Source organism: Mycobacterium sp. NPDC050853 (assembly GCF_040653875.1).
Taxonomy (GTDB): Bacteria; Actinomycetota; Actinomycetes; order Mycobacteriales; family Mycobacteriaceae; genus Mycobacterium.
In genome coordinates this window covers 35,209-58,114 of sequence record NZ_JBFAGW010000003.1, presented here as the reverse complement: position 1 = coordinate 58,114, position 22,906 = coordinate 35,209, and the positions used below count along the sequence as shown (strand labels likewise).

The following is a 22,906-nucleotide window of genomic DNA, read 5'->3' as shown; positions in this document are numbered from 1 at the left end:
ATACCGCTGAGGAGGTTCGCGTGATCGAGTTGAAGTCACCCGGGGAGATCGCGCGCATGCGAGTGACCGGAGGGTTCGTCGCCTCGGTGTTGTCCGAGTTGTCGGCGCTCGCCGAGCCAGGTGTGAACCTGCTTGACCTTGAGCAGCGGGCGCGTGACATGGTCGCCGAACGCGGAGCGGTGTCCTGCTACTGGGACTACTCCCCCTCGTTTGGGCGCGGTCCGTTCCGCAACGTCATCTGCCTGTCGGTGAATGACGCTGTACTGCATGGGCTTCCGCACGACTACGTGCTGGTTGATGGCGATCTGCTGAGCATGGATTTCGCGGTGAGCATCGACGGCTGGGTGGCCGACTCCGCGGTTAGCCTGATTGTCGGCGTCCCCGATCCCGAGGATGTGCGGCTGATCGACACCACCCGGGCGGCGCTGGATGCGGCGAGCGCGGCGGCTCGGCCGGGTAACCGGCTCGGAGATATCTCGGCGGCGGTCGCCGGGGTGGCCGAGGGCGCCGGGTATCGGATCAACACCGATTTCGGTGGGCACGGCCTGGGGCGCACCATGCACGAGGATCCGCACGTCCCGAACAAGGGAACGGCAGGACGGGGATTGAAATTGGAGCCCGGTCTGACGCTGGCGCTGGAACCGTGGTTCGGGCGCGGAACCCACCGGCTCACCGTCGATCCGGACGGGTGGACGTTGCGGATGGCCGACGGAACGCGCGGCGCGCATTCCGAGCACACCATCGCCATCACCGAGGACGGCCCTCAAGTGCTGACGCTGGTAGAGCGCTAGCTCCGAGGAGGACGGGTGACGCGTAACAAGTGGGGAGGGGTCGCTGTTGTCGCCGTAGTGGCGGTGATCTTCGCGCTCGTGGGTCCGAAGACCGGCTGGTTCGAGCCGCGGCCCCAATACAAGGCAGCACCCACTTGCGGCGAAATGCTTGCCTCGCCCAAAGCGGAGGACATCTTCAAGGTTGCCTTCTCAACACTCGCAGGTGAGCGTCGAGAGACCTCCATGGACCTTCCCGACCACCCGATGTGCGCGTTTCAAGCGGAGCACCCCATGTCAGTCGCGTCCATACCCTCGACCGGGGAGCCGTTCTGGCGGTCATTGCATGTGAGCCTTGATGTGTACCCGGAGGAATGGACAAGCCCACGGTCCCCGATCTTCCTGCGGGGCGGTGTCCGTGAGGCTCGCGAGCGGTACCGAGCGGACAGCGAGTGCAAGGCGCCGCAGGCCGAGGGCACGTACAACGAGTCCGCGCTCGGTGACGAAGCGATCTCCTGCTGGACCGTATCGGGCGATAGTGGTTACCGACTCGCGTTCCGGCATGTGATTTTCCGACAGAGCAATCTCAACGTCGCCGTCGAAACGGCGGGTTCGAACTATATGCCCGCGGGTGCAGTTGGTGACAGCCCGGCACTACGCGCGAGTCTCGAACAGAACACCCGATGCATAGCCGAGGTGCTCGCTGATTTCGTCGGAGCGCACGTCACCGAGCGCCACACCTGCGGCGGGTCCGCGCTGGCGGCCTGATCCCTCCAGGCCGCGCAACCACCTTCTGCGAGGACTGACAGTAATAATTCGGTGCGGTGTCGTACTTCCTAAGCCGGCACATGGTTCGCCAGTCGCTCCTGATGCCTCGCCGGTGGAATCCATCTTCGTACAGTTGCCGTCCGATCCAGGCAATGACGCGTTCCCTGGTCAACGCTGCGGGATATCTGCGATCTCCGTGACGTCCTCGGCGATCTGCGTGCGATTTCCGCCCTTGTCGACGAGATACAAAATGCCGCTGTTGAGGCCCTTCGGTTCGACCACTGCCGTTTCTCCGTCTCCGAGGTTCAGCGCGAAAAGAGCCGGACCGGGCGTGCTGATCCGGTCCCAGTGACCGTTCATGTACGCCCATACCACCGGGGCGGACCAGGCGGCGTTCTGATCGCATTGCCGCTGTTGGTAATTCACGTAGAGCGAGCCATCGGAGCCCCACCAGGCTCGGCGCACCCGGTACTGGATCTCACCCTCGGCGGGTGTATCGGGATGGATTGTGTTCCGCTGGCCGGTAGCCATGTCGAACAGGTCCACGCCGACGCTGGAACAGCTCCTCGCCGATTCGTCGGCGCTGTAGCTTCCGATGGCCAGGCGCTTGCGATCTGGGCTGATGGCGCCCCAGACATCACTCTCCGACGGAAAAGCGTAGTCGCCCAGGCTCATCGGTGTACCCCCGGGCCTGACGATATAGAGGGTCTGGCTAAGTTCCCAGGGCCTAGTCGGCCGGTAGACGACCGCCTGCAGGAACACGTACACCCCCTGTGCCGCATCGAGGAAGAATGTGTATGGGGCCACACTCGACTGCGCGGGTTGCGGTGCGGCGAGCGATATCGGCCCGAGATCCTTGACCTGATACTCGGAAGCGTTTAGGTCGATCCCCTTCACAGCCGCCGTGGTCGTCTTACCGTCCTGACTGGGATTGTTCGCGGCGCCGAGGTCAAAGCCGCCCACAACTCCGTCGCCCAGTGGAGCCAATGGTGGGAGAAAACCCATGCATGTTCCGCTGCAATCGATCTCCTGCTCCGCGAGGCTCGCAGTGTCTGCCACCGTGATGGCCGAAACACCCGCGCTGTAAATGTGCCGGCCGTCTCGGGTCAGCTGCACCGGGCCCGTGAGGGAACGCGCGACCCGCTTCAATTGGAGCGCGACCGTCGATCCCCACACCAGGCCAATCGATGTCTGAGTCTGAAAAACAAAGGTTTTCGGCGACGGTTCGGCCGTCCGACTGGGCTTGTCGCAGCCGCCGAGCAGCAAGGCCGCGACCGCACCGACCACTGTCCATACCCTTGTCCGGGGGTATCCGTTTCTCATCCGGCGTGCGACTCCTCTGGATGTTGCGGGTAGGGCCCCAGTGGCGGCGCTCCGAGTACCTGCCGCGCGGTCTCGTAGAACTCGGCACGCCCCCGCCAGCCTGCCATTCCACCGTTGATGGTGCGGGACATTCCCTCGAAGCCCGTACCAGATCCGTATTGCGCGAACTGCTCTCCATTGGAACCCGTTGCGTAAGTCCCCAGGAACGGCACCGAGCCCCATCCTCCGTCACCCAGCTTGCCCATGGCGTTACCCATCTCGTCCGAGGTTACGAACCAGGCGGCGATCCGAAACGCATACCGCGGGTCGCTGGCCAGACCAGGGTTGTTAATCAGGTCGATACCCAGCGCATTCCGGCGGCCTCGTAGTTGCCTTCGCCCGTCAGCTGGATGGGTCCGCGCCCAACGTTGTAGCCGGAGGCGGGAGTGTTAGGACGGTGCGGGCGGGGATACGGTTCCATCAATTTTTCGACACGATGGCCCGGCACCCACGGCTACTGCCGACAGCGGAGACGGTTACAAGTCAATAACGATTGTAAGGAACACCGCGTGTCAACGCCCCAACACGCGGGAGACTGCCGTTAGCAACGCTCAGTGACTGAAGCGCAGCATCTCTTCGGGAGTAATCAATCGCTCGTTCTTAGCGGGGAAACCATGACTCTTCATGGGATGACGGATCAATGACCAGGCAATTCGGCCAACCCATGTCTTCGCGGCGGGTGTGTTGGGCACGAGAACATCTCCTGCATCGGCAATCTTTCAGAACCGGTCAGTAGCATAACGCAAATTCTTGTCGATCTCACGTGTAAACGCTGACGTCAGGCAAACATATCTGGTAACGCGGATCGAAATCATTCGGAGCTACTGATCTCCGCGGCCCCGGCAACGCAGCTTTTAAGTCGCTGTGTAACAGGAAGGGCGTCCAGTTCGGCCAACCCGTAGCACCGATCGGCTCTCCCCACCGAATTGAGCGACAACCCTGGGTCCGGATCGTTGGGCATTGGGACGGATCGCGTCGGACCTGCTCGACCGCAACATCCTCGGGGATCATCACGGCATGAAGCATCACGGTGTGTCGGCCCGGCCCAATTCAACCGGCCGAACCCTCACGTAAGCGGAGCCCAACCGTCGAGCGTCGAGCGTCGAGCGTCGAGCGTCGAGCGTCGAGCGTCGAGCGTCGAGCGTCGAGCGTCGAGCGTCGAGCGTCGAGCGTCGAGCGTCGGAGAAACTAGCGCTGCGGTGCGGCGGTCGGCTTGATCGGCGCAGGCAGCGCCGTCTCGCCGACGAGGTATGCGTCCACTGCAGCGGCGGCGGAGCGGCCCTCGGCAATCGCCCACACGATCAGCGACTGGCCGCGCCCCATGTCCCCCGCCACAAACACGCCGTCCACCGACGTCGCGAACGCGTCGTTGCGCGCCACGTTCCCGCGGTCGGTCAGCTCGACGCCCAGGTCCTGGATCAGGCCCGGCTTCTCCGGTCCGACGAATCCCATTGCCAGGAAGACGATATCGGCCTCCAGCTCAAAGTCCGAGCCCTCGACCTTCTCGAACTTGCCGGCGTTGAAGACAACCTCGTGGGCCCGCAGACCGGTCACCTTGCCAGCCTCACCGAGGAACCGCTCAGTATTGACGGCGTAGATCCGCTCGCCGCCCTCTTCGTGTGCGGAGGCCACCCGGAACAATGTCGGGTAGGTCGGCCACGGGTCACGCTCGGACCGAATCTCGGGCGGGCGGGGCATGATCTCGAACTGCTGGATGCTCGCCGCACCCTGCCGGTGGGCGGTGCCCAAGCAGTCCGCACCGGTATCGCCACCACCGATGATGATGACGCGCTTACCTTTTGCGGTGATGGGCGGCTGGCCGTCCTCGTCCACGACGGGATCGCCATGCTGCACCTTGTTGGCCCACGGCAGGTACTCCATGGCCTGGTAGATGCCTTCGAGCTCACGCCCCGGGACGGGCAGATCGCGCGCTGCGGTCGCCCCGCCTGCCAGTACCACCGCGTCAAAGTTTGAACGGAGGTGATCCGCTGTTATATCAACTCCAACGTTCACTCCGGCCTCGAAAACCGTGCCCTCGGCCCGCATCTGGTCCAGACGCCGGTCGACGTGATGCTTTTCCATCTTGAACTCGGGGATGCCGTACCGCAGCAGACCGCCGATGCGGTCGGCCCGCTCGTACACGGTGACATCGTGTCCAGCTCGGGTGAGCTGCTGTGCCGCAGCCAATCCCGCGGGTCCCGAGCCCACAACCGCCACCTTCTTACCGGTCTTCACCTCGGACGGGATGGGCTTAACCCAGTCGTTCTCGAAGGCGTTGTCGATGAGCTCGACCTCGACCTGCTTGATGGTCACCGGGTCCTGGTTAATACCCAGCACGCAGGATGCCTCACACGGCGCCGGGCAGAGCCGGCCGGTGAACTCGGGGAAGTTGTTGGTGGCGTGCAACCGCTCGATGGCCTCGCGCCAGTTCCCGCGGTACACCATGTCGTTCCACTCGGGAATCAGATTGCCCAGAGGGCAGCCCTGATGGCAGAACGGGATTCCACAGTCCATGCAGCGCGATGCCTGCGTCTGCAGCGCCTCGTGCTCGAAGTCTTCGTAGACCTCTTTCCAGTCGAGAAGCCGCAGCGGCACAGGACGCCGTTTGGGCAGTTCACGCGTGGTGTGGTTCAGAAAGCCGCTTGGGTCACCCACGAGCTGCCGCCATGATCGCTTCGTTCACATCGCCTCCGGTCAGCTCCGCATCGGCGATGGCCAACAGTACGCGACGGTAGTCGCGAGGCATCACCTTGACGAAGGAGTCGCTTTGGCCGCTCCAGTCGGCCAGAATGCGTTGTCCGACGGCAGAATCTGTCGCCGCCACATGCTTTTCGATCAAGCTGCGCAGCACCTGCTCATCGTCGGGATCCAACGCCTCAAGATCCACCATCTCGTCGTTGAGATTGTCCATCAACTGCTTGTCGGGGTCGTAGACATAAGCCACGCCGCCCGACATGCCCGCAGCAAAGTTACGTCCGGTCGGGCCGAGCACCACTACCGCACCTCCGGTCATGTATTCGCAGCCGTGGTCGCCAACACCCTCGACGACGGCGGAAGCACCGGAGTTGCGGACCGCGAACCGCTCCCCCACCACACCGCGCAAGAACAGCTCACCGCTGGTGGCACCGAACAAGATGACGTTGCCGCCGATGATGTTCTTCTCGGCCACAAAGCCTTCCGGCGCCTCACGCGACGGGCGCACCGCGATGTGTCCGCCGGACAGGCCCTTGCCGACATAGTCGTTGGCGTCGCCGAACAGCCGCAGGGTGATGCCGCGCGGGACAAACGCACCGAAGCTGTTACCGGCCGAGCCGGTAAAGGTGATGTCGATGGTGTCATCGGGAAGACCTTCGCCACCATAGGCTTTCGTCACCTCGTGGCCCAGCATCGTGCCGACGGTGCGGTTGACGTTGGTGATCAGCGTCTCGAACTTCACCGGGTTGCCACGGTCCAGCGCCTCGCGGCTCATCACTATGAGCTGCTGATCCAGCGCCTTCTCCAGGCCATGATCCTGCGAACCACTGCAGTACAGGTCCTGGTTCATGAACGCCGATTCCGGCTCGGTCAGCACCGGAGTCAGGTCGATCTTGCTGGCCTTCCAGTGCGCCACCGCGCGCTCGATATCCAGCGCGGTGACCTGTCCCACCGCCTCGTTGACGGTGCGGAAACCGAGCTCGGCCATGAGCTCACGCACCTCTTCTGCGATGAACAGGAAGAAGTTCTCCACGAACTCCGGCTTGCCGTTGAATCGTTTACGCAGTACCGGGTTCTGGGTGGCCACCCCAACGGGGCAGGTGTCCAGGTGGCACACGCGCATCATGATGCAGCCGGAGACCACCAGGGGAGCGGTCGCGAAACCGAACTCCTCACCACCCAACAACATCGCGATCATCACGTCGCGGCCGGTCTTGAGCTGGCCGTCGACCTGTACGACGATGCGGTCACGCAGACCGTTGAGCAGCAGCGTCTGCTGCGTCTCGGCCAGGCCCAGCTCCCATGGCGCACCGGCATGCTTCATCGAGGTCAGCGGGGTGGCGCCCGTTCCGCCGTCATGCCCGGAGATGAGCACCACATCGGCGTGCGCCTTGGAGACGCCCGTGGCCACCGTGCCGACACCGTTCTCACTCACCAGCTTCACGTGCACGCGTGCCTGCGGGTTGGAGTTCTTGAGGTCGTGGATCAGCTGCGCCAGGTCCTCGATCGAGTAGATGTCGTGGTGCGGGGGAGGCGAGATGAGCCCCACGCCCGGCGTCGAGTGACGCACCTCGGCCACCCACGGATACACCTTGTGCGCGGGAAGCTGGCCGCCCTCACCGGGCTTGGCTCCCTGGGCCATCTTGATCTGGATATCGGTGCAGTTGCTCAGGTAGTGCGACGTGACGCCGAACCGGCCGGAGGCCACCTGCTTGACGGCGCTGCGGCGCCAGTCACCGTTCTCGTCGGGAGTGAACCGTCGCGGATCCTCGCCGCCCTCACCGGAGTTCGATCGGGCCCCCAGTCGGTTCATGGCGATCGCCAGCGTCTCGTGCGCCTCTGCGGAGATGGAGCCGAAACTCATCGCACCCGTCGAGAACCGCTTGACGATCTCGCTGGCAGGCTCCACCTCGTCCAGCGGAACCGGCTGGCGCAGACCTGGTTTGAACTTCAGCAGGCCGCGCAACGAGGCCATGCGCTCGCTCTGGTCGTCGACCAGAGCGGTGTATTCCTTGAATACCGAGTACTGCCCGGAGCGGGTCGCGTGCTGCAGCTTGAAAACGGTGTCCGGATTGAACAGGTGGTACTCGCCCTCACGGCGCCACTGATACTCGCCGCCGACCTCGAGCTCACGGTGCGCCCACTCCTCCGGGCGCTCCAAGAAGGCCAGGTGGTGACGCGATGCCACATCGGCGGCGATCTCGTCGAGACCGATACCTCCTGTGGGGCAGAACAATCCGGAGAAGTACTCGTCGAGTAGCTCTTGCGACAGGCCGATGGCCTGGAACAGCTGTGCGCCGGTGTAGGAGGCCAGCGTGGAGATGCCCATCTTGGACATCACCTTGAGCACACCCTTGCCTGCCGCCTTGATGTAGTTACGGACCGCCTTGTCGCGGTCCACACCGGGGATCATGCCGCGGTCGATGAGATCCTCGATGGACTCAAACGCCATGTAGGGGTTGACGGCGGCGGCACCGAAGCCCACCAGCGCCGCAATGTGGTGCACCTCGCGGGCATCGCCGGCCTCGACCAGGAGGCCGACCTTGGTGCGCGACCGCTCACGCACCAGGTGGTGGTGCACCGCGGAAACTGCCAAAAGCGAAGGAATGGGAGCCATCTGGTCGTCCGACTCACGGTCGGACAGGATGAGTACCTGCGCGCCGTCGGCGATGGCCGCGGACGCCTCGGCGCGCACCGATTCCAGCGCAGTCCGCAGCCCGGCACCGCCCTCGGCGACGGGGTACAGGCAGCGGATCACGCGGCTGGAGAAGCCGTGGGGGCGTCCGTTGACCTCGTCGGCGGGATCGAGGTGGATCAGTTTGTCCAGCTCGTCGTTGTGCAGCACCGGCTGCGGCAGCAGGATCTGGTGGCACGACTCGGGCGTCGGGTTGAGCACATCGCCCTCGGGGCCGATCACACCACCGAGGCTGGTGACCACCTCTTCGCGGATGGCGTCGAGCGGGGGGTTGGTGACCTGTGCGAACAGCTGCTGGAAGTAGTCGAACAGCATCCGAGAACGGTTGGACAGCACCGCAATCGGAGTGTCGGTGCCCATGGACCCGAGCGCTTCGGCACCGGTGCGCGCCATCGGCGACACCAGAACGTTGAGCTCCTCGTAGGTGTATCCGAAAGCCTGCTGGCGCAACACGATCCGGTTGTGCGGCATGTGCTGGTGCGGGCGGTCGGGCAGCTGCTCCAGTCGAACCAGGCCCTCGTCGAGCCACTTCTGGTACGGCTCGGCGGCGGCGAGCTCGGCCTTGACCTCTTCGTCGTCGAGGATGCGGCCCTGGGTGGTGTCCACCAGGAACATGCGGCCGGGCTGCAGACGCGTGCGCTGCACGACGGTGGACGGATCCAGGTCCAGCACACCTGCCTCGGAGGCCATCACGACGAGCCCGTCGTTGGTCACCCAAACACGGGACGGCCGTAAGCCGTTGCGGTCGAGCACGGCCCCGACGATGGTGCCATCGGTGAAGCAGACCGAGGCGGGTCCGTCCCATGGCTCCATGAGGGAGGCGTGGTATTCGTAGAAGGCGCGGCGCGCCGGGTCCATGGACTCGTGCCGTTCCCACGCCTCGGGAATCATCATCAGCACCGCGTGATGCAGGGGGCGGCCGCCCAGGTGCAGCAGTTCCAGTGCCTCGTCGAACCGCGCCGTGTCCGAGGCACCGCGCGTACAGATCGGGAAGATCTTGTCGAGCTGGGCGTCACCGCCGAAGACATCGGTCGTGATGAGCGCCTCGCGGGCCCGCATCCAGTTCTCATTGCCTGCGACGGTGTTGATCTCGCCGTTGTGCGCCACCCGGCGGTACGGGTGCGCCAGCGGCCAGGACGGGAAGGTGTTGGTGGAGAAGCGCGAATGCACGATACCCAGCGCACTCTCGACCCGCTCGTCCTGCAGATCGAGATAGAACGCCCGCAGCTGCGGGGTGGTCAGCATGCCCTTGTAAACGAAGGTGCGACCGGAAAGGCTTGGGAAGTAGACGGTTTCCTCACCGAGGCTGCCCCGGCCGGAACCCTGATTACCGAGCTCATGCTCGATGCGCTTGCGCACGACATAGACGCGCCGCTCCAGGTCCATGCCGGAGGCGCCGGCGATGAACAGCTGCCGGAAGGTGGGCATGGCGTCGCGGGCGAGGGCACCCAGCGAGGAATCGTCATGGGGAACCTCACGCCAACCCAGGACGGTCAGACCTTCTGCCTCGACGATCTTCGCGACGGCCTCGGATGCGGCGGCGGCGTCCTTGGACCCCTGGGGCAGGAAAGCAATACCGGTGGCGTAGCTGCCCTCGGCGGGCAGCTCAAAGTCCACGACGGCACGGAAGAACTTGTCCGGGATCTGCAGCAGGATTCCTGCGCCGTCACCGCTATTCGGCTCGGCTCCCGCGGCACCACGGTGCTCCAGGTTCAGCAGTGCGGTGATGGCCTTGTCCACGATGTCGCGGCTGCGCCGGCCGTGCATATCCACGACCATGGCGACACCGCACGCATCGTGCTCATAGGCCGGGTTGTAGAGCCCGGTCGCGGGGTGTGGCATGGCTGCTCGTCTCATCTCCGGGGCCTGGCCGGCTGCATCGCGTGGATGCACCCGTCAATGCCCTCCTCGAAGGTGCCGCACAGACCGACGCGGAACGGTGCTGGAATCCCGCGGCTGGCCCGTTGGCCCTTGTCTGTAGCGTCCTTCTCGGCCGTCTGCTGGGTGTGCTCGCGGTGACGATGAGGCACCCACCGGACACCTTTGACCAGCGGATCTCGTGCCCCGACGCGACAAGTAATCAAAACGATATGTCAGGAACCCCGTAGTACGCCAACTCGGGTGGTTAGATGGCGCGACACCCTGCGGTGCGGTGCTCTCAATGCGTAGGTCAACGCATGTTTCCCCTCGATAAACCCCCGGGAACCCCGTAATGGGCGTCACGTCTTTTTTCCTCCTGTGCAGGTGATTTACAATCTCCTCCATCACGTAAGCGCACTGGTGCGCGGGACTCGGAGGATGCATGACATCCGGCAGCGCACAGCGCAACAGCCTGGTAGTAGTGACCGGCGGCGGAAGCGGTATCGGCCGTGAAACGGCGCTGGCGTTCGCCCGCAAGGGCGCACGCGTCGTCGTCGCCGATATCAACCTCGACACCGCGAACGAGACCGTCGGACTCATCGAGAAATCAGGCGGCACCGCTCATTCGTATGCCTTGGACGTCGCCGACGAAGCTGTCGTGACCGCATTCGCCGACGATGTATGCGCCAACCACGGTGTGCCGGACGTCTTGATCAACAACGCCGGCATCGGTCAGGCCGGCAGGTTCTTTGACACCCCTTCTGCCGACTTCCAGCGGGTCCTGAGCATCAATCTCAACGGAGTCGTCTACGGCTGCCGCGCCTTCGGGCCGCGGATGGCCGAACGAAAGCGCGGTCATATCGTCAACATCTCCAGTGCCGCTGCCTACACGCCGCTCCCCGAAATGAGCGCCTACGTGACCAGCAAGGCAGCCGTATTCATGTTCTCCGACGTGCTGCGTGGTGAGCTCGGGCGCGACAAGGTGAAGGTGAGCACCATCTGCCCAGGCATCGTCAACACGAACATCATTCGCACCACGCAGTTTTCGGGGTTGTCGCCCGAAGACGAGGCCAATCGGCAGCAGCAGGGGGCGGGGCTGTACGCCAAACGCGGATACGGCCCCGAGAAGGTCGCCAAACAGATTGTCAACGCCGTCACCAAGGGCAAGTCGATCGTCCCGGTCACCCCGGAAGCACATATGCAGTACCACTTCAGCCGTCTGGCCCCAGCGCTGAACCGGTTCTTCTGGGGCCGCGTCAGCGATAAGCTCAACAAATAGGAGAGAGCCATGGCCCGCAACACAACTCAAGCCACTGGTCTACACGTCGCACCCACCGAGCCCGGCGAGGTCGTGCTGCGGCCGCGCAACGTCCAGTTCGACACCAGCCACACCCCGCTGCACTGGATCCCCAACGAGCCAATCGTGTCGCATTTCATCTCTGCCTTCAATCTCCTGCTGCCGGAAGGGGAACGGGCCTTTGTGGACACCTTCACCCGCGCACTGCCGTATGTGAAGGACGACAAGATCCGCGAGGCGATGATCGGGTTCATGGGCCAGGAGGCCGTGCACGCCGAGACACACAGCAAGGTGCTGGGCGACTTCCTGGAGAAGAACGACATCAACGTCCGCCCGGCGCTTGAGCAGATCGAGTACGTCACCCACATGCTGGAGCGGACCAACGAGCTGCGCAGTGAGAAGCTTCGCTACCGGGTGATGGTGGAGAAGCTGGCCCTTATCGCGGGTATCGAGCACTTCACCGCCGTGCTCGGCGACTGGGTGCTCAACCATCCCTTCGAGAAGTTCGACGCCGACGCGGAGATGGTGGACCTGTTCCGCTGGCACGGCGCCGAGGAGGTCGAGCACCGTAGCGTCGCCTACGACGTGGCCAGCTACTTCCAGATCCGCCGCGGGCACATGATGCTGACCTTCGTGCTGGCGACCATCCTGCTTGTCGGTGTGATGCTGCGTTACACCAAGTTCCTGGTTCGCCAGGATCCGTCCTTACCCAACTACGGCGTTTTCGGGGTGCTGCGGCAGATGAACAAGGCCATGAAGCGCGGCGCGTTCCTTCGCTGGCGCGAGCTGGCCAAGTCGGCGCTGGAGTTCATGCGCCCAGGCTTCTCACCCGATCAGGTGGGCAGCACCGCGCAAGCCGTGGCGTACCTGAGCACCTCACCGGCCGCGAAGGCCGCGGTCGGCCACTGATGTTCGACCGTATCCGCCGAAAGACGCAGCCCACCCCCAAGCGGACGCGGCCTCCACTGCCGCCGACGCTGTACGGCACCCTGCCGGTATCCCCCACGATTGCGGTCGCGACGGCGCTGTTCCCCCTCGCCGTACGCGCAATCGGCGCACTGCTGATCCTCAAAAAGCCGCCGGAGAATCACGTCGACCGGACCCTGCATCTGGTGATCGCCGACCGCTGGGTGGAAGCCACCGACGACAACGTGGTCAGCCTGGTGCTGGCCAGTCCCGACGGGGAGCGGCTTCCACCATGGCATCCGGGCGCGCATCTGGACCTGCTGTTGCCATCAGGGCGCATGCGCCAATACTCGCTGTGCGGCGACCTGACGGATCCCCTCCGCTACCGAATCGCCGTGCGCCGCATCCCCGATGGTGGCGGCGGCTCGGTCGAGGTGCATGACGAGCTGCAGATCGGCACGACCGTATCGATCCTGGGGCCGCGTAACGCATTCCCGCTCGCCATGACCCAGCCCGGGCCGCGCAAGCTCCATTTTGTCGCCGGCGGTATCGGCATCACGCCGATTCTCGCGATGATCGCCTTCGCCGAGCAGCTGGGTAAGCCCTGGACCATGGTGTACACCGGGCGGCACCGCGATTCCATGCCCTTCCTCAACGAGCTCAAGCGGTTTGGTGATCGGGTCATCGTGCGGACGGACGTCGAGTCGGGGCTGCCGACTGCGGACGATCTGCTGCCCGATGTGGGGGAGAACGACGCCGTGTACTGTTGCGGGCCCGCGCCGATGCTCGGGGTACTGCAGCGACGGCTACTCGAAATGCCTTCTGTGGAACTACATTTCGAGCGTTTCGCCGCCGCGCCCGTGGTGGACGGCCATCCGTTCGAGGTGCAGCTGGGCCCGGGTGGACCCGTGCTGGAGGTGCCCGCCGATCGCACCGCGCTGGACGTCATCAAGGAACGGCTGCCGCATGTGGCCTACTCGTGCCAGCAGGGTTTCTGCGGTACCTGCAAGGTGAATGTGCTCGCCGGATCCGTCGACCATCGCGATCAGATTCTCACCGAATCGCAGCGCGAGGAAGGTCAGCTCCTGACCTGTGTCTCGCGTGGTGAAGGGCGTCTGGTGCTGGACCTGCCCGCCGAATAGTGCGTCTCCGCCGTGACCGTGTCGGTTCACCGGCCGTTCATCGGTTCCCTGGAAACTGTCCCGATGCGCATCTCGCACGCAGCCACGGTCCTCACGTCCGCACTCATCCTGGCGCTGGCTCCGTCCGCAACAGCCGCACCGCCCTCGGACTCTCCCGAGGTGCCCGCCGGCGATATCGCCAAAACCGGCGGTGCGAACCGCACCGCGGGCGGCCGTGACGGCGATAAGACGGCGGATCTGCGGGATTCCGTGGAGGGCCGGGACGCCAAGAACGTCATCCTGCTGATCGGTGATGGCATGGGTACCTCGGAGATCACCTCGGCGCGCAACTACCAGCATGGCGCCGCCGGAACGCTTCCCGGGCTCGATGCGCTGCCGATAACCGGCGAGTACACGACCTTCGCGCTCACCAAGGACGGGTCCGACAGGGGCAAGCCGGACTATGTGACCGACTCTGCCGCCTCCGGCACCGGCTGGGCCACCGGAACCAAGACCTACAACGGCGCCATCTCGGTCGACCTCGACGGCAAGCCGCTGGACACGATCCTCGAGATCGTGCAGAAACAGGGCTTCGCGACCGGAAACGTCACCACTGCGGAGCTGCAGGACGCCACCCCGGCAGTGCTCACGGCGCATGTCACGGATCGGGACTGCAAGGGCCCCAAAGAAACCGCGGAGAAGTGCGCGGGGAACGCGATCGAGAACGGTGGCAAGGGCTCCATCTCCGAACAGCTGGTGGCCACCCGTGCCGATATCAGCCTCGGCGGCGGCGGCAAGTACTTCGATGAATCCATCGCCGGCGGTGAGCACAAAGGCAAGACCTCGCTGGAGGTTGCGAAGGCCGCCGGGTATCAGCTGCCCACCACCGCAGCCGATCTGAACAAGGTGGACAGCCTCGACACTCCGGTGCTGGGAGTGTTCGGAAAGGGCAACCTGCCGGTGCAATGGGACAAGGTGCCCGCAGCGGTCCCCAACGGCGGCAAGCTGCCCGCGACCACCTGCCGGCCCAACCCCGAGCTACCGAAGGATCAACCGCAGCTGTCCGCGATGACGTCCAAAGCCATTGACTTGCTGGTGAACTCGAAGAGGGGAAAAGACAAGGGATTCTTCCTACAGGTGGAGTCGGCGTCGATCGACAAGCAGGACCACGCGGCCAACATCTGTGGTCAGATCGGGGAGACCATCGCCCTCGACGAGGCCGTCGCCACCGCACTGGACTTCGCCCGCAAGGACGGCAACACCCTGGTAATCGTCACCGCCGATCACGGGCACTCCTCGCTGATCGTTCCCGAGGACTTTAATAACCCGACCGCACTGTCTGTTGCGGTGAAGACGGCCGACGGCGCCACCATGCGGATCATGTATCCCACCGCGCCGGAGGGAGAGTCGCAGACGCACACCGGAACCCAGGTGCGTATCGCCGCCTACGGCCCGGGTGCCGCGAACGTCTCCGGTCTCACCGATCAGACCGACAACTTCAACACGATCGTCGGTGCGCTACTCGGGCCTAAGAGCCCCGATGCCTCGGGCGGTCCGTCATGGTGGATCGCGGGCGGAATCGCGGTGGTATCGGCACTTCTCGGTGCGGCGGCCGCGTTCTTCCTGGGCAGGCGCCGGGCCTAACGGCGCCTCACCGTGGCCAGTTGTCCACGAATTGCTGTTCGCACCAACTGATCCGGTGACGGGTCCGAACCGAGGCCGAGCGCATCTACCGAGTGCGTCAGCAGTGTGAGGATCAGGCCGTTGACGGTGGAGTACAGGCCCGCGACATCGCGCTCGGTCGGTCGCAGTCCGGCGGATTCCAACAGGGCGCGCAGTACCGGCAACACCGCACCCGTCGCTTCCGCAAGCGGCGGCCATATATCGGCTGAGCGCGTGCCCTCCACGAAGAGCTCCATCATCGCCAGGGTGCGCGCCCGATTGGCTGTCATTGCCTGGTCAATCAGCTGAACCAGCCGGTCGATAAGGTCATCCATCGACAGCGAGCCGATATCTACCCCAGTCGCGCCTTCGAGCTGCTGCACCAACTGATTCGCGCACTGCTCCACCACGCTTTGCAGAAGCGCTTCGCGCGTTCGGAAATACCGTGACGTGGTCCCCACGGGCTCACCGGCGGCGGCATCCACGGCGCGGTGCGTCAGCCCCTTCAGGCCTCGCTCCGCGAGCACTGTGATCGCGACGTCCGCCAGCGCCGATCGTCGTTCGGTATTAGCGGGTGGCACAGCCTCTCCTATTGCCTCGGTGCAGCCTGCGGGGCGCCGAGCCACTGGTTCAGCACAGAAGGCAGCTGCTGCAACATTGGGGCACCTTGGGCGTCGGATGCCCATCCAACGTAGCCGTCGGGTCGCACCAGAACGGCGGAAGGTCCCTTCGGGTCGGGACTTAGCGGGAACACATTCACACTGTCCGACCACGGGCCGGCCGCTTCGCCCAACGCGCCGCCGGTTCCGTCCAGCAGAACAAACTTCCCGTCCCGCATGACCTCATAAAGCCTTGGTGTCACACCAGAGTCGCGCACACGCGTGCCCACCAGCCGGTGGTCTCCGCGCTTGTGCGCATACGCGATTCCGATACCCGTGCCCCGCCCCAGGAAGCGATCGCGGATCGGCGGGATTGTCAGCAGCCCGCGCAGCAGCATCGGTTGAACCACCTGGCGTACGCGAGACCGGCTCAAGGCCAGCGTCGTCAATCCGTCGGTGAGCGCGAGGACCTGCGCTCCCACCGGATGCCGTTCGGCCTGATAGGTATCGACGAAGCTATCGGACGCCTGCCCGCGAAGCACTGCGGTGAGCTTCCAGCCCAGGTTCATCGCATCCTGGATCCCGGTGTTCATGCCCTGCCCGCCAATGGGGGAGTGCACGTGGGCGGCGTCCCCGGCTAGAAACACCCGGGCCACGCGGTATTTCGCCGCCTGCCGTCGCTCGGAGAGGAACCTCGACATCCATCGTGGCTCACGGATGCCGTAGTCGCTGCCGCCAACCCGGCGCGCAAGCGATCGAATCTCGTCCAATTCCAAAGGCTTTTCGACGGGGACGTCCTCGTGTTTCAGATCCCATCCGATGACGCGGAAGTAGCCGTCTTCGAAAGGAAGAACGAGCATCAATCCTTCTCTGTTGAACCGCGCGAACATCGGGGAGTTCTCCGGTGGGTCCAGTCGGACATCGGCCAGCATGATGTGGGTCTCGTATTGGTCTCCCACGAAGTCCACCCCGATGAGGCTCCGTACCGCGCTATGCGCGCCATCGCATCCGACGACGTACCTGGCGGATTCGGTGTTGCCGTCGACGAACCGCATGTGCACCAGCTCACCCTGTTCCAGCCCCACCAGCTCTGCCCCGCGCACGATCTCGACTCCCAACTCCCGGGCTCGCTGTTCGAGAACCGCCTCGGTTCCGCTTTGGGCAACCATGGCGATCATCGGGAACGGGGAGTCGAGCTTGCTGAGATCTACAGTCACCCCGGGTGCCGGGGCCAGTTGAGACATCACGTTTCCGCGCGCGAGCACCTGCTCGGCGAGGCCACGTGCATCCAACAGTTCCAGGGTTCTGGCGTGTACGGCGAACGCTCTGGTGATGTTCGGCGCGGTGGTCCGGCGCTCGAAGATCCGGCAGCTCACACCGCGCATCGCGAGTTCGCAGGCCAGCATCAGCCCGGTCGGGCCTGCCCCAACGATCCCTACATCGATCACCGCGGCCTCCTCAAGCCATCATTACGCTACAAATGTAGCGCTACGTTAGTAGCGATAGCAAGTGGGGCCACGGTTCGAGAGCTACGCCACCAGCCGCCTCGGGTCGTCGATCACCGAGTAGTCGCTGGCATCCCCGGCGATCACTCGGCTGCTTTCCCCGCTGACGCTGACGGGCACATCACCAGCGAGGGTGACCCGGTGCATCCGGCGCCGCTGATCGCCGTAGTCGGAGATGGCGTAGTGCTGGGTGGCCCGGTTGTCCCACATCGCAACGTCGCCGAGCTCCCAGTTCCACCGAATGGTGTTCTCCAACCAGGTGATCCGATCCTGGAACATACGGAACAGTGCCTGGGACTCGCCGGCATTCACGTCCAGAATGCGCTTGACGAAGTTACCCAGTAGCAGCGCCTTTTCGCCGGTCTCCGGGTGCACGCGGACTACCGGATGGTGCGCCTCGAAGTGCGTGGCCCCGAACTCGCTCGCATACTTCGACCCGACGCCCGGTTTGGCCAACAACGCCGCCAACTTACCGGGATCGATTTGGGCGTAATCGAATTGGTTGTTGTGCATCGCCCATAGGTTGTCCGCCAGATCCCGCAACGGCTTGGGCAGCTGTCGGTAGGCCGCGACCGTCGAGGTCCAGGTGGTGGTTCCACCGTACGGCGGAAGCTCGACCGCCCGCAGGATGGACGCCTTGGGGATTCGGTCCACGAAGGTGACGTCGGTGTGCCACTGGTTGGCGCGGCCGCCCTCCTCGGAATCGAGCCGCATGACGCGTTCCCCGTCGAATTTCAGTGTGGGGTGCGCCGAGGTCGGGACGCCCATGCTCTGCGCAAAGGCGAATTGCGACACGTCGTCGAGGTGGTGCTGGCCACGGAAGAAGACCACCTTGTGCTCCAGCATTGCCTCGTTGATGGCGCCTGCGAGCTCGGCGTCGACCTCTCCGAGGCGCACTCCCTCGATTCGGGCGCCGATGTTCTCGCCCAGCTTCACTACACGGAAATCGCTGCTCATGACCTATCCCATCTGTTCGGCATCCCGTGTAGTCAACTGACTACACCTCGGTCATCCGCTACTGTACACACATGACTACACCGGAGGCAACGGACGCACGGCCCGTCGGTAAGGAGGAGGTCGTCGAAGCCGTCCTGAACGCGGCTTCCGAACTTTTCGCCGAAAAGGGCCCTGCGGCAACGTCCATCCGCGAGGTGGCCACCCGTGCGGGCGTAAATCATGGCCTTGTCCACCGACACTTCGGAAGCAAGCGTCAACTGCTGGCGGACACCCTGCAGCACCTAGCCGACTCCGCCGTAGCCGTGCGCGAGTCCGGGGCCCCCCTCGAGGAACTGGAGGCAGCGCATGATCTTCAGTTGCGCGTGATGATCCGCTCTACTCTCGACGGCTTTCCCATCGAGGAACTCCAGGAACGTAAGCCCGGGATGGAGTGGCTGCTCGACCAGATACGCCCCGGGCACACCGACGATCGCGATGCACGGTTGGCTGCCGCGCACGCGATAGCGCTACAGCTCGGCTGGCGGTTGATGGGCCCGAGCCTGCGGGCGGGTCTTGGCCTCGACGATATGTCCGATGCCGATATCCGCGCTGAGGTTGCCCAGCAGATCGAAAAGCTCGTTACACCACAATAGGTTTGACTATGCGACGGGCTGCGCTTCAGGGAACGCCCATCGGCCGTCGAGAACCTGCGACTGAGCGCGGTACAGGCGCACCAAGTAGTTCCAGCCCGGCGTGATGGGCAGGCAGTTCGCCGCGGAGTCCGCACATCCGCCGAATTGCATGGTAGTGCTGCCGCCGGAATCACGCTGCGCGGTGATGTTGTTGAGGGAGTAGGCATTCCGCGGGTTTACGGTGAAGTATCCGTCCTTGTTGTACACGGTGACAGACCAGAACCCATCGACAGGTACCTGCCCGACAGTGAGTCTGTAAACAGTGGTGCCGTCGTTCCTGGCGGGGTTCACGTTGAGATAGAGGGCATCCTTCTCGGGGTTACCGCCCCATGCCGAGGCGCTACCGATGAGATGGCGGACGGGGTCGGTGGAGTCCTTGGTGCCGAACATCGCCTTGGTATCGGGGAGTGTCGCGGCCAGCTGGAGCAGCCCGGCGCGCACCTTCTGTTGACTTGCACTGTCCCACTTGGGAGTTTCGAAGCTCCCCACACTGTCTTGCCGCACCGTCACACCGTCCTGCAGAGCATGGACTTGTGTGAGGTCTGAGGGATCTCCCGGATTGACCAGGGTCCGCACCGCGGCGGCGAGGTATCGGGTACCGGCCTCCTCCTTGGTGACCGTGTGCTCGCCCTTGCCGTAGAAGACACCCGGTACGTAATGATCTTCGGTGATGAGCTGCAGCGACATGAACCGTTGTCCCGGGTCTGGCATCGAGATGGTCACCGGCCCCGCGTCGAGGTCGAACACGGCCGAGGAATAGAGCGTGTCACGGTTCTGCCGGATTACCAGCTGGTTGTCCAGCGGCGACAGTTCGCGAACGTGATGGAAGACGCCGAGACCGCCATCCTTCACGATGTTCCCGAAGTACCGGTCCGATTCGGCTCGGACGAAGTTATCCGGGGTGACGATGATCGCGCCCTCGGCGGTCCGGCGTTCCGGCGACAACGTGACCGAGGTGGCTTCGGGGGTACCGACGGGGGGCGGCGTCGAACACGCACTAAGCACCGCTATCAGGGCCATCGCGGCGCCCACCGCCATCTTCGTCACGACCCTGAACCTACTCCCGGGCTTCGCCGAGTCACCACGATCAGCAGGTGGAACCGTCGTCACCGGCTATCGCTTGCAGGGTTTCGAAGAGGCCTTGGCGCTGCCCCTCCGAGATGTCCGACAACAGCCGCTCTTCGGCATCCCGCGCCAGCACTTCTGCCCGCGTGAGTAGTGCGGCTCCGGACCGGCTCAGCTGTGCCGGGCGCGCACGGCCGGAGGCCACGGTATCCGGCCTGGCCACCAATCCCGAATCCTGCAGCGCCTGCAAGACCGTGTTCATCGACTGCGGGGTTACATCCAGAGCGCGAGCCAGATCCGCATTGGACCAGCCGGGATTTTTGGACAACACCCGCATGCAGATGTACTGAGGGAATGGCAGATTCAGCGGCGCCAACGCCGCCGTCATCTCCGACCGAAGGGCCGCCGACACCCGATATATCAACGCGCCGAGCGGCTGCCATTCTTGCTGGTCCATATCAGTCATGTTGACACAGACGCCGGCCTCCCGCTGAGCGGCCCGGAGGAGCCTCGGTGGTTTGTCACGTTGCTACCCTTGCCCAATGGCAGGGACCGGTTCACCCGATGAGCCGAATCTAGCTGCCACCAGCTGGACGATCCTCGGCATGCTCTCCTATGAGGAAGAAGTGTCCGGCTATGACATCAAGAAGTGGGCGGACTGGAGTATCAGCTACTTCTACTGGAGCCCCTCCTTCAGCCAGATCTATTCGGAGCTGCGGAAACTAGAGAAGATCGGATACGCCACCTCGCGGGTCGATCACGACAACGGCGCCCGCAGCCGTCGGCTGTACAAGATCACGCCCGCTGGTACGGCGGCGATGACCCAGTGGGCCAACGAGACTCCCGCTGAGCCGCAGGTCCTCAAACACAGTGTGGTGCTGCGCGTCATGCAGGGTCACCTCACTGATCCCACCCGGCTCAAGGAAATACTGGAACGACACGTTGAATACTCCGAAAGTATGCAACGGCGTGCGGCACTGGATTCCGATGGTGCTGCGGCCCAGCCCGCCTGGGCGTATTCACGCGTGGCGCTCAAGTGGGCAGAGCGCTACTACGCGGCCGAACGCGATCTCGCGCTGATGATGATCGACGATCTTGCCGAGGCCGCCGAGGAATTCGACAAAGCCGGCCCGGACGGCGGAACGCCTCGCCTCGTCCCAGGTTATTGGCGCGAGGTCGAAAAGCAGGTAGACGCCGAAAAGCTTTCTACGCAAACGGATCCGTCGGACTAATCATCGCGCCGCCGCATCATGCGCGGCGATGTAGCCGTATACCAGGCCCTGAGCGATCGTCGCCCCCGCGCCCGGATAGGTGGCGCCGAAGGCATTGGCGGCCGTGTTGCCGATCGCGTACAGCCCCTCCATGACGCTACCGTTCTCACGTAGTACGCGGGCGCGTTCGTCGGCGCGCAAGCCGCCGCAGGTGCCCAGGTCGCTGAGCACCATGCGCACCGCATAGAACGGACCCTTCCGCAGTGGCCGCAGATTCGGATTCGGGGCCACCGTCGGGTCACCGTAGTAGCGGTCGTACACACTGCGGCCGCGGTGGAAGTCCATATCATCACCGGCGTCCGCGGATTCGTTGTATCGCCGCACCGTGACCAGGAACTCGCCCTGCGGTATCCCTATTGTCGACGCTAGGTCGGCCAAACTATCTGCGCGATAGGCGATACCGGCGTCAAACCATTCACTGGGTATGGGCATACGCGGATACAGTTGCCCCGCGAAGACATAACTGTTGCGGTATCGCTGATCGAAGATGATCCACATCGAGTCCACCGGGTCGCCGGCGCGCTCCCGTTCCAACACCCGCTGCCCGAATGACATGTAATCGACGGCCTCGTTGATGAAACGCTTACCGGTCTGATCGACGATGAACGATCCCGGTAGCGACCGCTCCGCAAGCATCACCTTCGGATCCCCACCGGGCAGTGGCGCGACAGCCGGGAACCACCACGCCTGACTCATGGAATCAATTGCCGCACCCAAATCTTGGCCGATCCGCTGGGCATCGCCGGTGTTCGTGTCGACGCCCAGGCTCATGTTCTTTCCCAGCGCTGCCGACTGGAACTTGTGGCGCATCTCCATGTTGTGGTCAAAGCCACCGGCCGCCAGTACCACGCCGCGCTTCGCCGTCACCGTGATCTCGCGACCCTCGTGGGTAACCACCGCACCGGTGATGCGCTGCCCCTCGGTGGTGAGGCGCACGAGCGATGTGTCGGTCCAGACCGGAATGTCGGCGCGCAGCACCCCGGCGAACAACCCCGCGGCCAGCGCCTGCCCACCCGCCAGATAGCGCCGACCGAGTAACGCCCCACCCACTCCCTGTGCGACTCGTTTCGCGATGATTGGCAAGGCTTTACGTGGCAATCGAGTCATCAGATTCATCCACCGATAGTCGGCACTGGTAACCGGCATCGGCACCGACGGCGGCTCCATGACGCCCGATTGCAGCCGACCGCGGTAGGCCCCCAGTACGGAGGCGTCGAAGGGACGGCACTCGCAGGTACGCCCGGCCGGGCTGCCACCGGGCTCCTCGGGGTGATAGTCCGCGTAGTCGCGACACCAGCTGAAGCGCATCGGCGTCAACCGCGTCAGCATGTCGACAGTCGCCGATTCGTGCTCAAGGAACCCGTCGCTGCGCGCATCCGGCGCACTCCCGGCGACCACCGCTCGCAGGTAGGTACGCGCACGCTCCAGGGTGTCACCCGTTCCGGCGGCCTCCAACACCGGACTGGCCGGGAGCCAGAGGGCTCCGCCGGAGCGGGCCGTAGACCCACCCACGAAATGAGATTTCTCGACGATCAGCACCGACAGACCGAGCTCGCTGCCCGTCAACGCGGCGGCCATGCCTGTCCCGGCACCAACCACCAGCAGATCGACCGCGGTGTCATCCGCGACGGTTCCAGCAGGGATCAGCCCCTGGGGTGCTGTCGCCATCTGTGCGTACCTCCGTCGAATTCGGGTGAACGGGAGCG

Annotated in this window: 19 protein-coding genes; 8 read left to right on the top strand and 11 right to left on the bottom strand. The window is 64.4% G+C overall.

The genetic code is table 11. The annotated features are described in order from the left end of the window. The first annotated feature begins 20 nt into the window (after nt 1-20). Both map and AB0H22_RS12125 read left to right on the top strand, forming a co-directional pair. Nucleotides 21-791: a type I methionyl aminopeptidase gene (gene map, locus AB0H22_RS12130; RefSeq protein WP_358146764.1), complete on the top strand. Its 771-nt coding sequence runs from the start codon at nt 21-23 to the stop codon at nt 789-791. 15 nt (nt 792-806) lie between these two features. Then, nucleotides 807-1,535 carry a hypothetical protein gene (locus tag AB0H22_RS12125; RefSeq protein WP_358146763.1) on the top strand — a complete coding sequence of 243 codons (729 nt, stop codon included), beginning with the start codon at nt 807-809 and terminating at the stop codon, nt 1,533-1,535. A gap of 168 nt (nt 1,536-1,703) precedes the next feature. Here AB0H22_RS12125 and AB0H22_RS12120 read toward each other — a convergent pair whose 3' ends face one another. From AB0H22_RS12120 to gltB, 5 genes are all read right to left on the bottom strand, one after another. After that, nucleotides 1,704-2,822: a hypothetical protein gene (locus AB0H22_RS12120; RefSeq protein WP_358146762.1), complete on the bottom strand. Its 1,119-nt coding sequence runs from the start codon at nt 2,820-2,822 to the stop codon at nt 1,704-1,706. Between the two features lie 32 nt (nt 2,823-2,854). Further along, nucleotides 2,855-3,115 carry a hypothetical protein gene (locus AB0H22_RS12115; RefSeq protein WP_358146761.1) on the bottom strand — a complete coding sequence of 87 codons (261 nt, stop codon included), beginning with the start codon at nt 3,113-3,115 and terminating at the stop codon, nt 2,855-2,857. Nucleotides 3,116-3,189: 74 nt separating this feature from the next. Then, the gene (locus AB0H22_RS12110; RefSeq protein WP_358146760.1) at nt 3,190-3,318 is read right to left on the bottom strand and encodes a hypothetical protein; all 129 of its coding nucleotides are present in this window, start codon (nt 3,316-3,318) and stop codon (nt 3,190-3,192) included. Between the two features lie 767 nt (nt 3,319-4,085). Next, the gene (locus tag AB0H22_RS12105; protein ID WP_180750434.1) at nt 4,086-5,552 is read right to left on the bottom strand and encodes a glutamate synthase subunit beta; all 1,467 of its coding nucleotides are present in this window, start codon (nt 5,550-5,552) and stop codon (nt 4,086-4,088) included. Continuing rightward, nucleotides 5,545-10,128 carry a glutamate synthase large subunit gene (gene gltB, locus AB0H22_RS12100; RefSeq protein ID WP_180750433.1) on the bottom strand — a complete coding sequence of 1,528 codons (4,584 nt, stop codon included), beginning with the start codon at nt 10,126-10,128 and terminating at the stop codon, nt 5,545-5,547. The genes AB0H22_RS12105 and gltB overlap by 8 nt, the downstream gene beginning before the upstream one ends. Nucleotides 10,129-10,588: 460 nt before the next feature. On the opposite strand from gltB, the gene AB0H22_RS12095 reads away from it, so the two are divergent. The 4 genes from AB0H22_RS12095 (at nt 10,589) to phoA (ending at nt 15,114) form a co-directional block, all read left to right on the top strand. Continuing rightward, nucleotides 10,589-11,425, top strand: a complete 837-nt coding sequence (locus AB0H22_RS12095; protein ID WP_358146759.1) for an SDR family NAD(P)-dependent oxidoreductase — start codon at nt 10,589-10,591, stop codon at nt 11,423-11,425. Between the two features lie 9 nt (nt 11,426-11,434). Beyond that, on the top strand, nt 11,435-12,352 hold the full coding sequence (locus tag AB0H22_RS12090; RefSeq protein WP_358146758.1) for a metal-dependent hydrolase: 918 nt from the start codon (nt 11,435-11,437) through the stop codon (nt 12,350-12,352). Beyond that, nucleotides 12,352-13,491, top strand: a complete 1,140-nt coding sequence (locus AB0H22_RS12085; RefSeq protein ID WP_358146757.1) for a PDR/VanB family oxidoreductase — start codon at nt 12,352-12,354, stop codon at nt 13,489-13,491. The genes AB0H22_RS12090 and AB0H22_RS12085 overlap by 1 nt, the downstream gene beginning before the upstream one ends. Before the next feature lie 63 nt (nt 13,492-13,554). Continuing rightward, nucleotides 13,555-15,114, top strand: a complete 1,560-nt coding sequence (gene phoA / locus AB0H22_RS12080; RefSeq protein WP_358146756.1) for an alkaline phosphatase — start codon at nt 13,555-13,557, stop codon at nt 15,112-15,114. On the opposite strand, the gene AB0H22_RS12075 is transcribed toward phoA, so the two are convergent. The 3 genes from AB0H22_RS12075 to AB0H22_RS12065 all read right to left on the bottom strand — a co-directional run bounded on the left by AB0H22_RS12075 (nt 15,111) and on the right by AB0H22_RS12065 (nt 18,193). Beyond that, nucleotides 15,111-15,713 (bottom strand): TetR family transcriptional regulator, encoded by a 603-nt coding sequence (locus AB0H22_RS12075; RefSeq protein WP_358146755.1) that lies wholly within the window; start codon nt 15,711-15,713, stop codon nt 15,111-15,113. The two genes, phoA and AB0H22_RS12075, sit on opposite strands and share 4 nt — an antisense overlap. 8 nt (nt 15,714-15,721) lie before the next feature. Then, nucleotides 15,722-17,179, bottom strand: coding sequence for an FAD-dependent monooxygenase (locus AB0H22_RS12070; RefSeq protein WP_358146754.1), 1,458 nt, complete (start codon nt 17,177-17,179; stop codon nt 15,722-15,724). Nucleotides 17,180-17,260: 81 nt separating this feature from the next. After that, on the bottom strand, nt 17,261-18,193 hold the full coding sequence (locus AB0H22_RS12065) for a TauD/TfdA family dioxygenase (protein WP_358146753.1): 933 nt from the start codon (nt 18,191-18,193) through the stop codon (nt 17,261-17,263). 71 nt (nt 18,194-18,264) lie between these two features. Here AB0H22_RS12065 and AB0H22_RS12060 point away from each other — a divergent pair, with 71 nt between their 5' ends. Next, the gene (locus AB0H22_RS12060) at nt 18,265-18,825 is read left to right on the top strand and encodes a TetR/AcrR family transcriptional regulator (RefSeq protein ID WP_180750426.1); all 561 of its coding nucleotides are present in this window, start codon (nt 18,265-18,267) and stop codon (nt 18,823-18,825) included. Nucleotides 18,826-18,831: 6 nt separating this feature from the next. Here the strand turns inward: AB0H22_RS12060 and AB0H22_RS12055 are convergent, their stop codons facing one another. Together AB0H22_RS12055 and AB0H22_RS12050 are read right to left on the bottom strand one after the other, a co-directional pair. Next, nucleotides 18,832-19,911, bottom strand: a complete 1,080-nt coding sequence (locus AB0H22_RS12055) for a DUF1254 domain-containing protein (protein ID WP_358146752.1) — start codon at nt 19,909-19,911, stop codon at nt 18,832-18,834. A 40-nt stretch (nt 19,912-19,951) separates the two neighbouring features. Then, complete coding sequence (locus AB0H22_RS12050; protein ID WP_180750818.1) at nt 19,952-20,386, bottom strand: MarR family transcriptional regulator; 435 nt, start codon at nt 20,384-20,386, stop codon at nt 19,952-19,954. Nucleotides 20,387-20,471: 85 nt separating this feature from the next. Between AB0H22_RS12050 and AB0H22_RS12045 the strand changes: the two genes are divergently transcribed. Next, on the top strand, nt 20,472-21,161 hold the full coding sequence (locus tag AB0H22_RS12045; RefSeq protein ID WP_358146751.1) for a PadR family transcriptional regulator: 690 nt from the start codon (nt 20,472-20,474) through the stop codon (nt 21,159-21,161). Here AB0H22_RS12045 and AB0H22_RS12040 read toward each other — a convergent pair whose 3' ends face one another. Then, nucleotides 21,162-22,868, bottom strand: a complete 1,707-nt coding sequence (locus AB0H22_RS12040) for a 3-ketosteroid-delta-1-dehydrogenase (RefSeq protein WP_358146750.1) — start codon at nt 22,866-22,868, stop codon at nt 21,162-21,164. Nucleotides 22,869-22,906 lie beyond the last annotated feature (38 nt).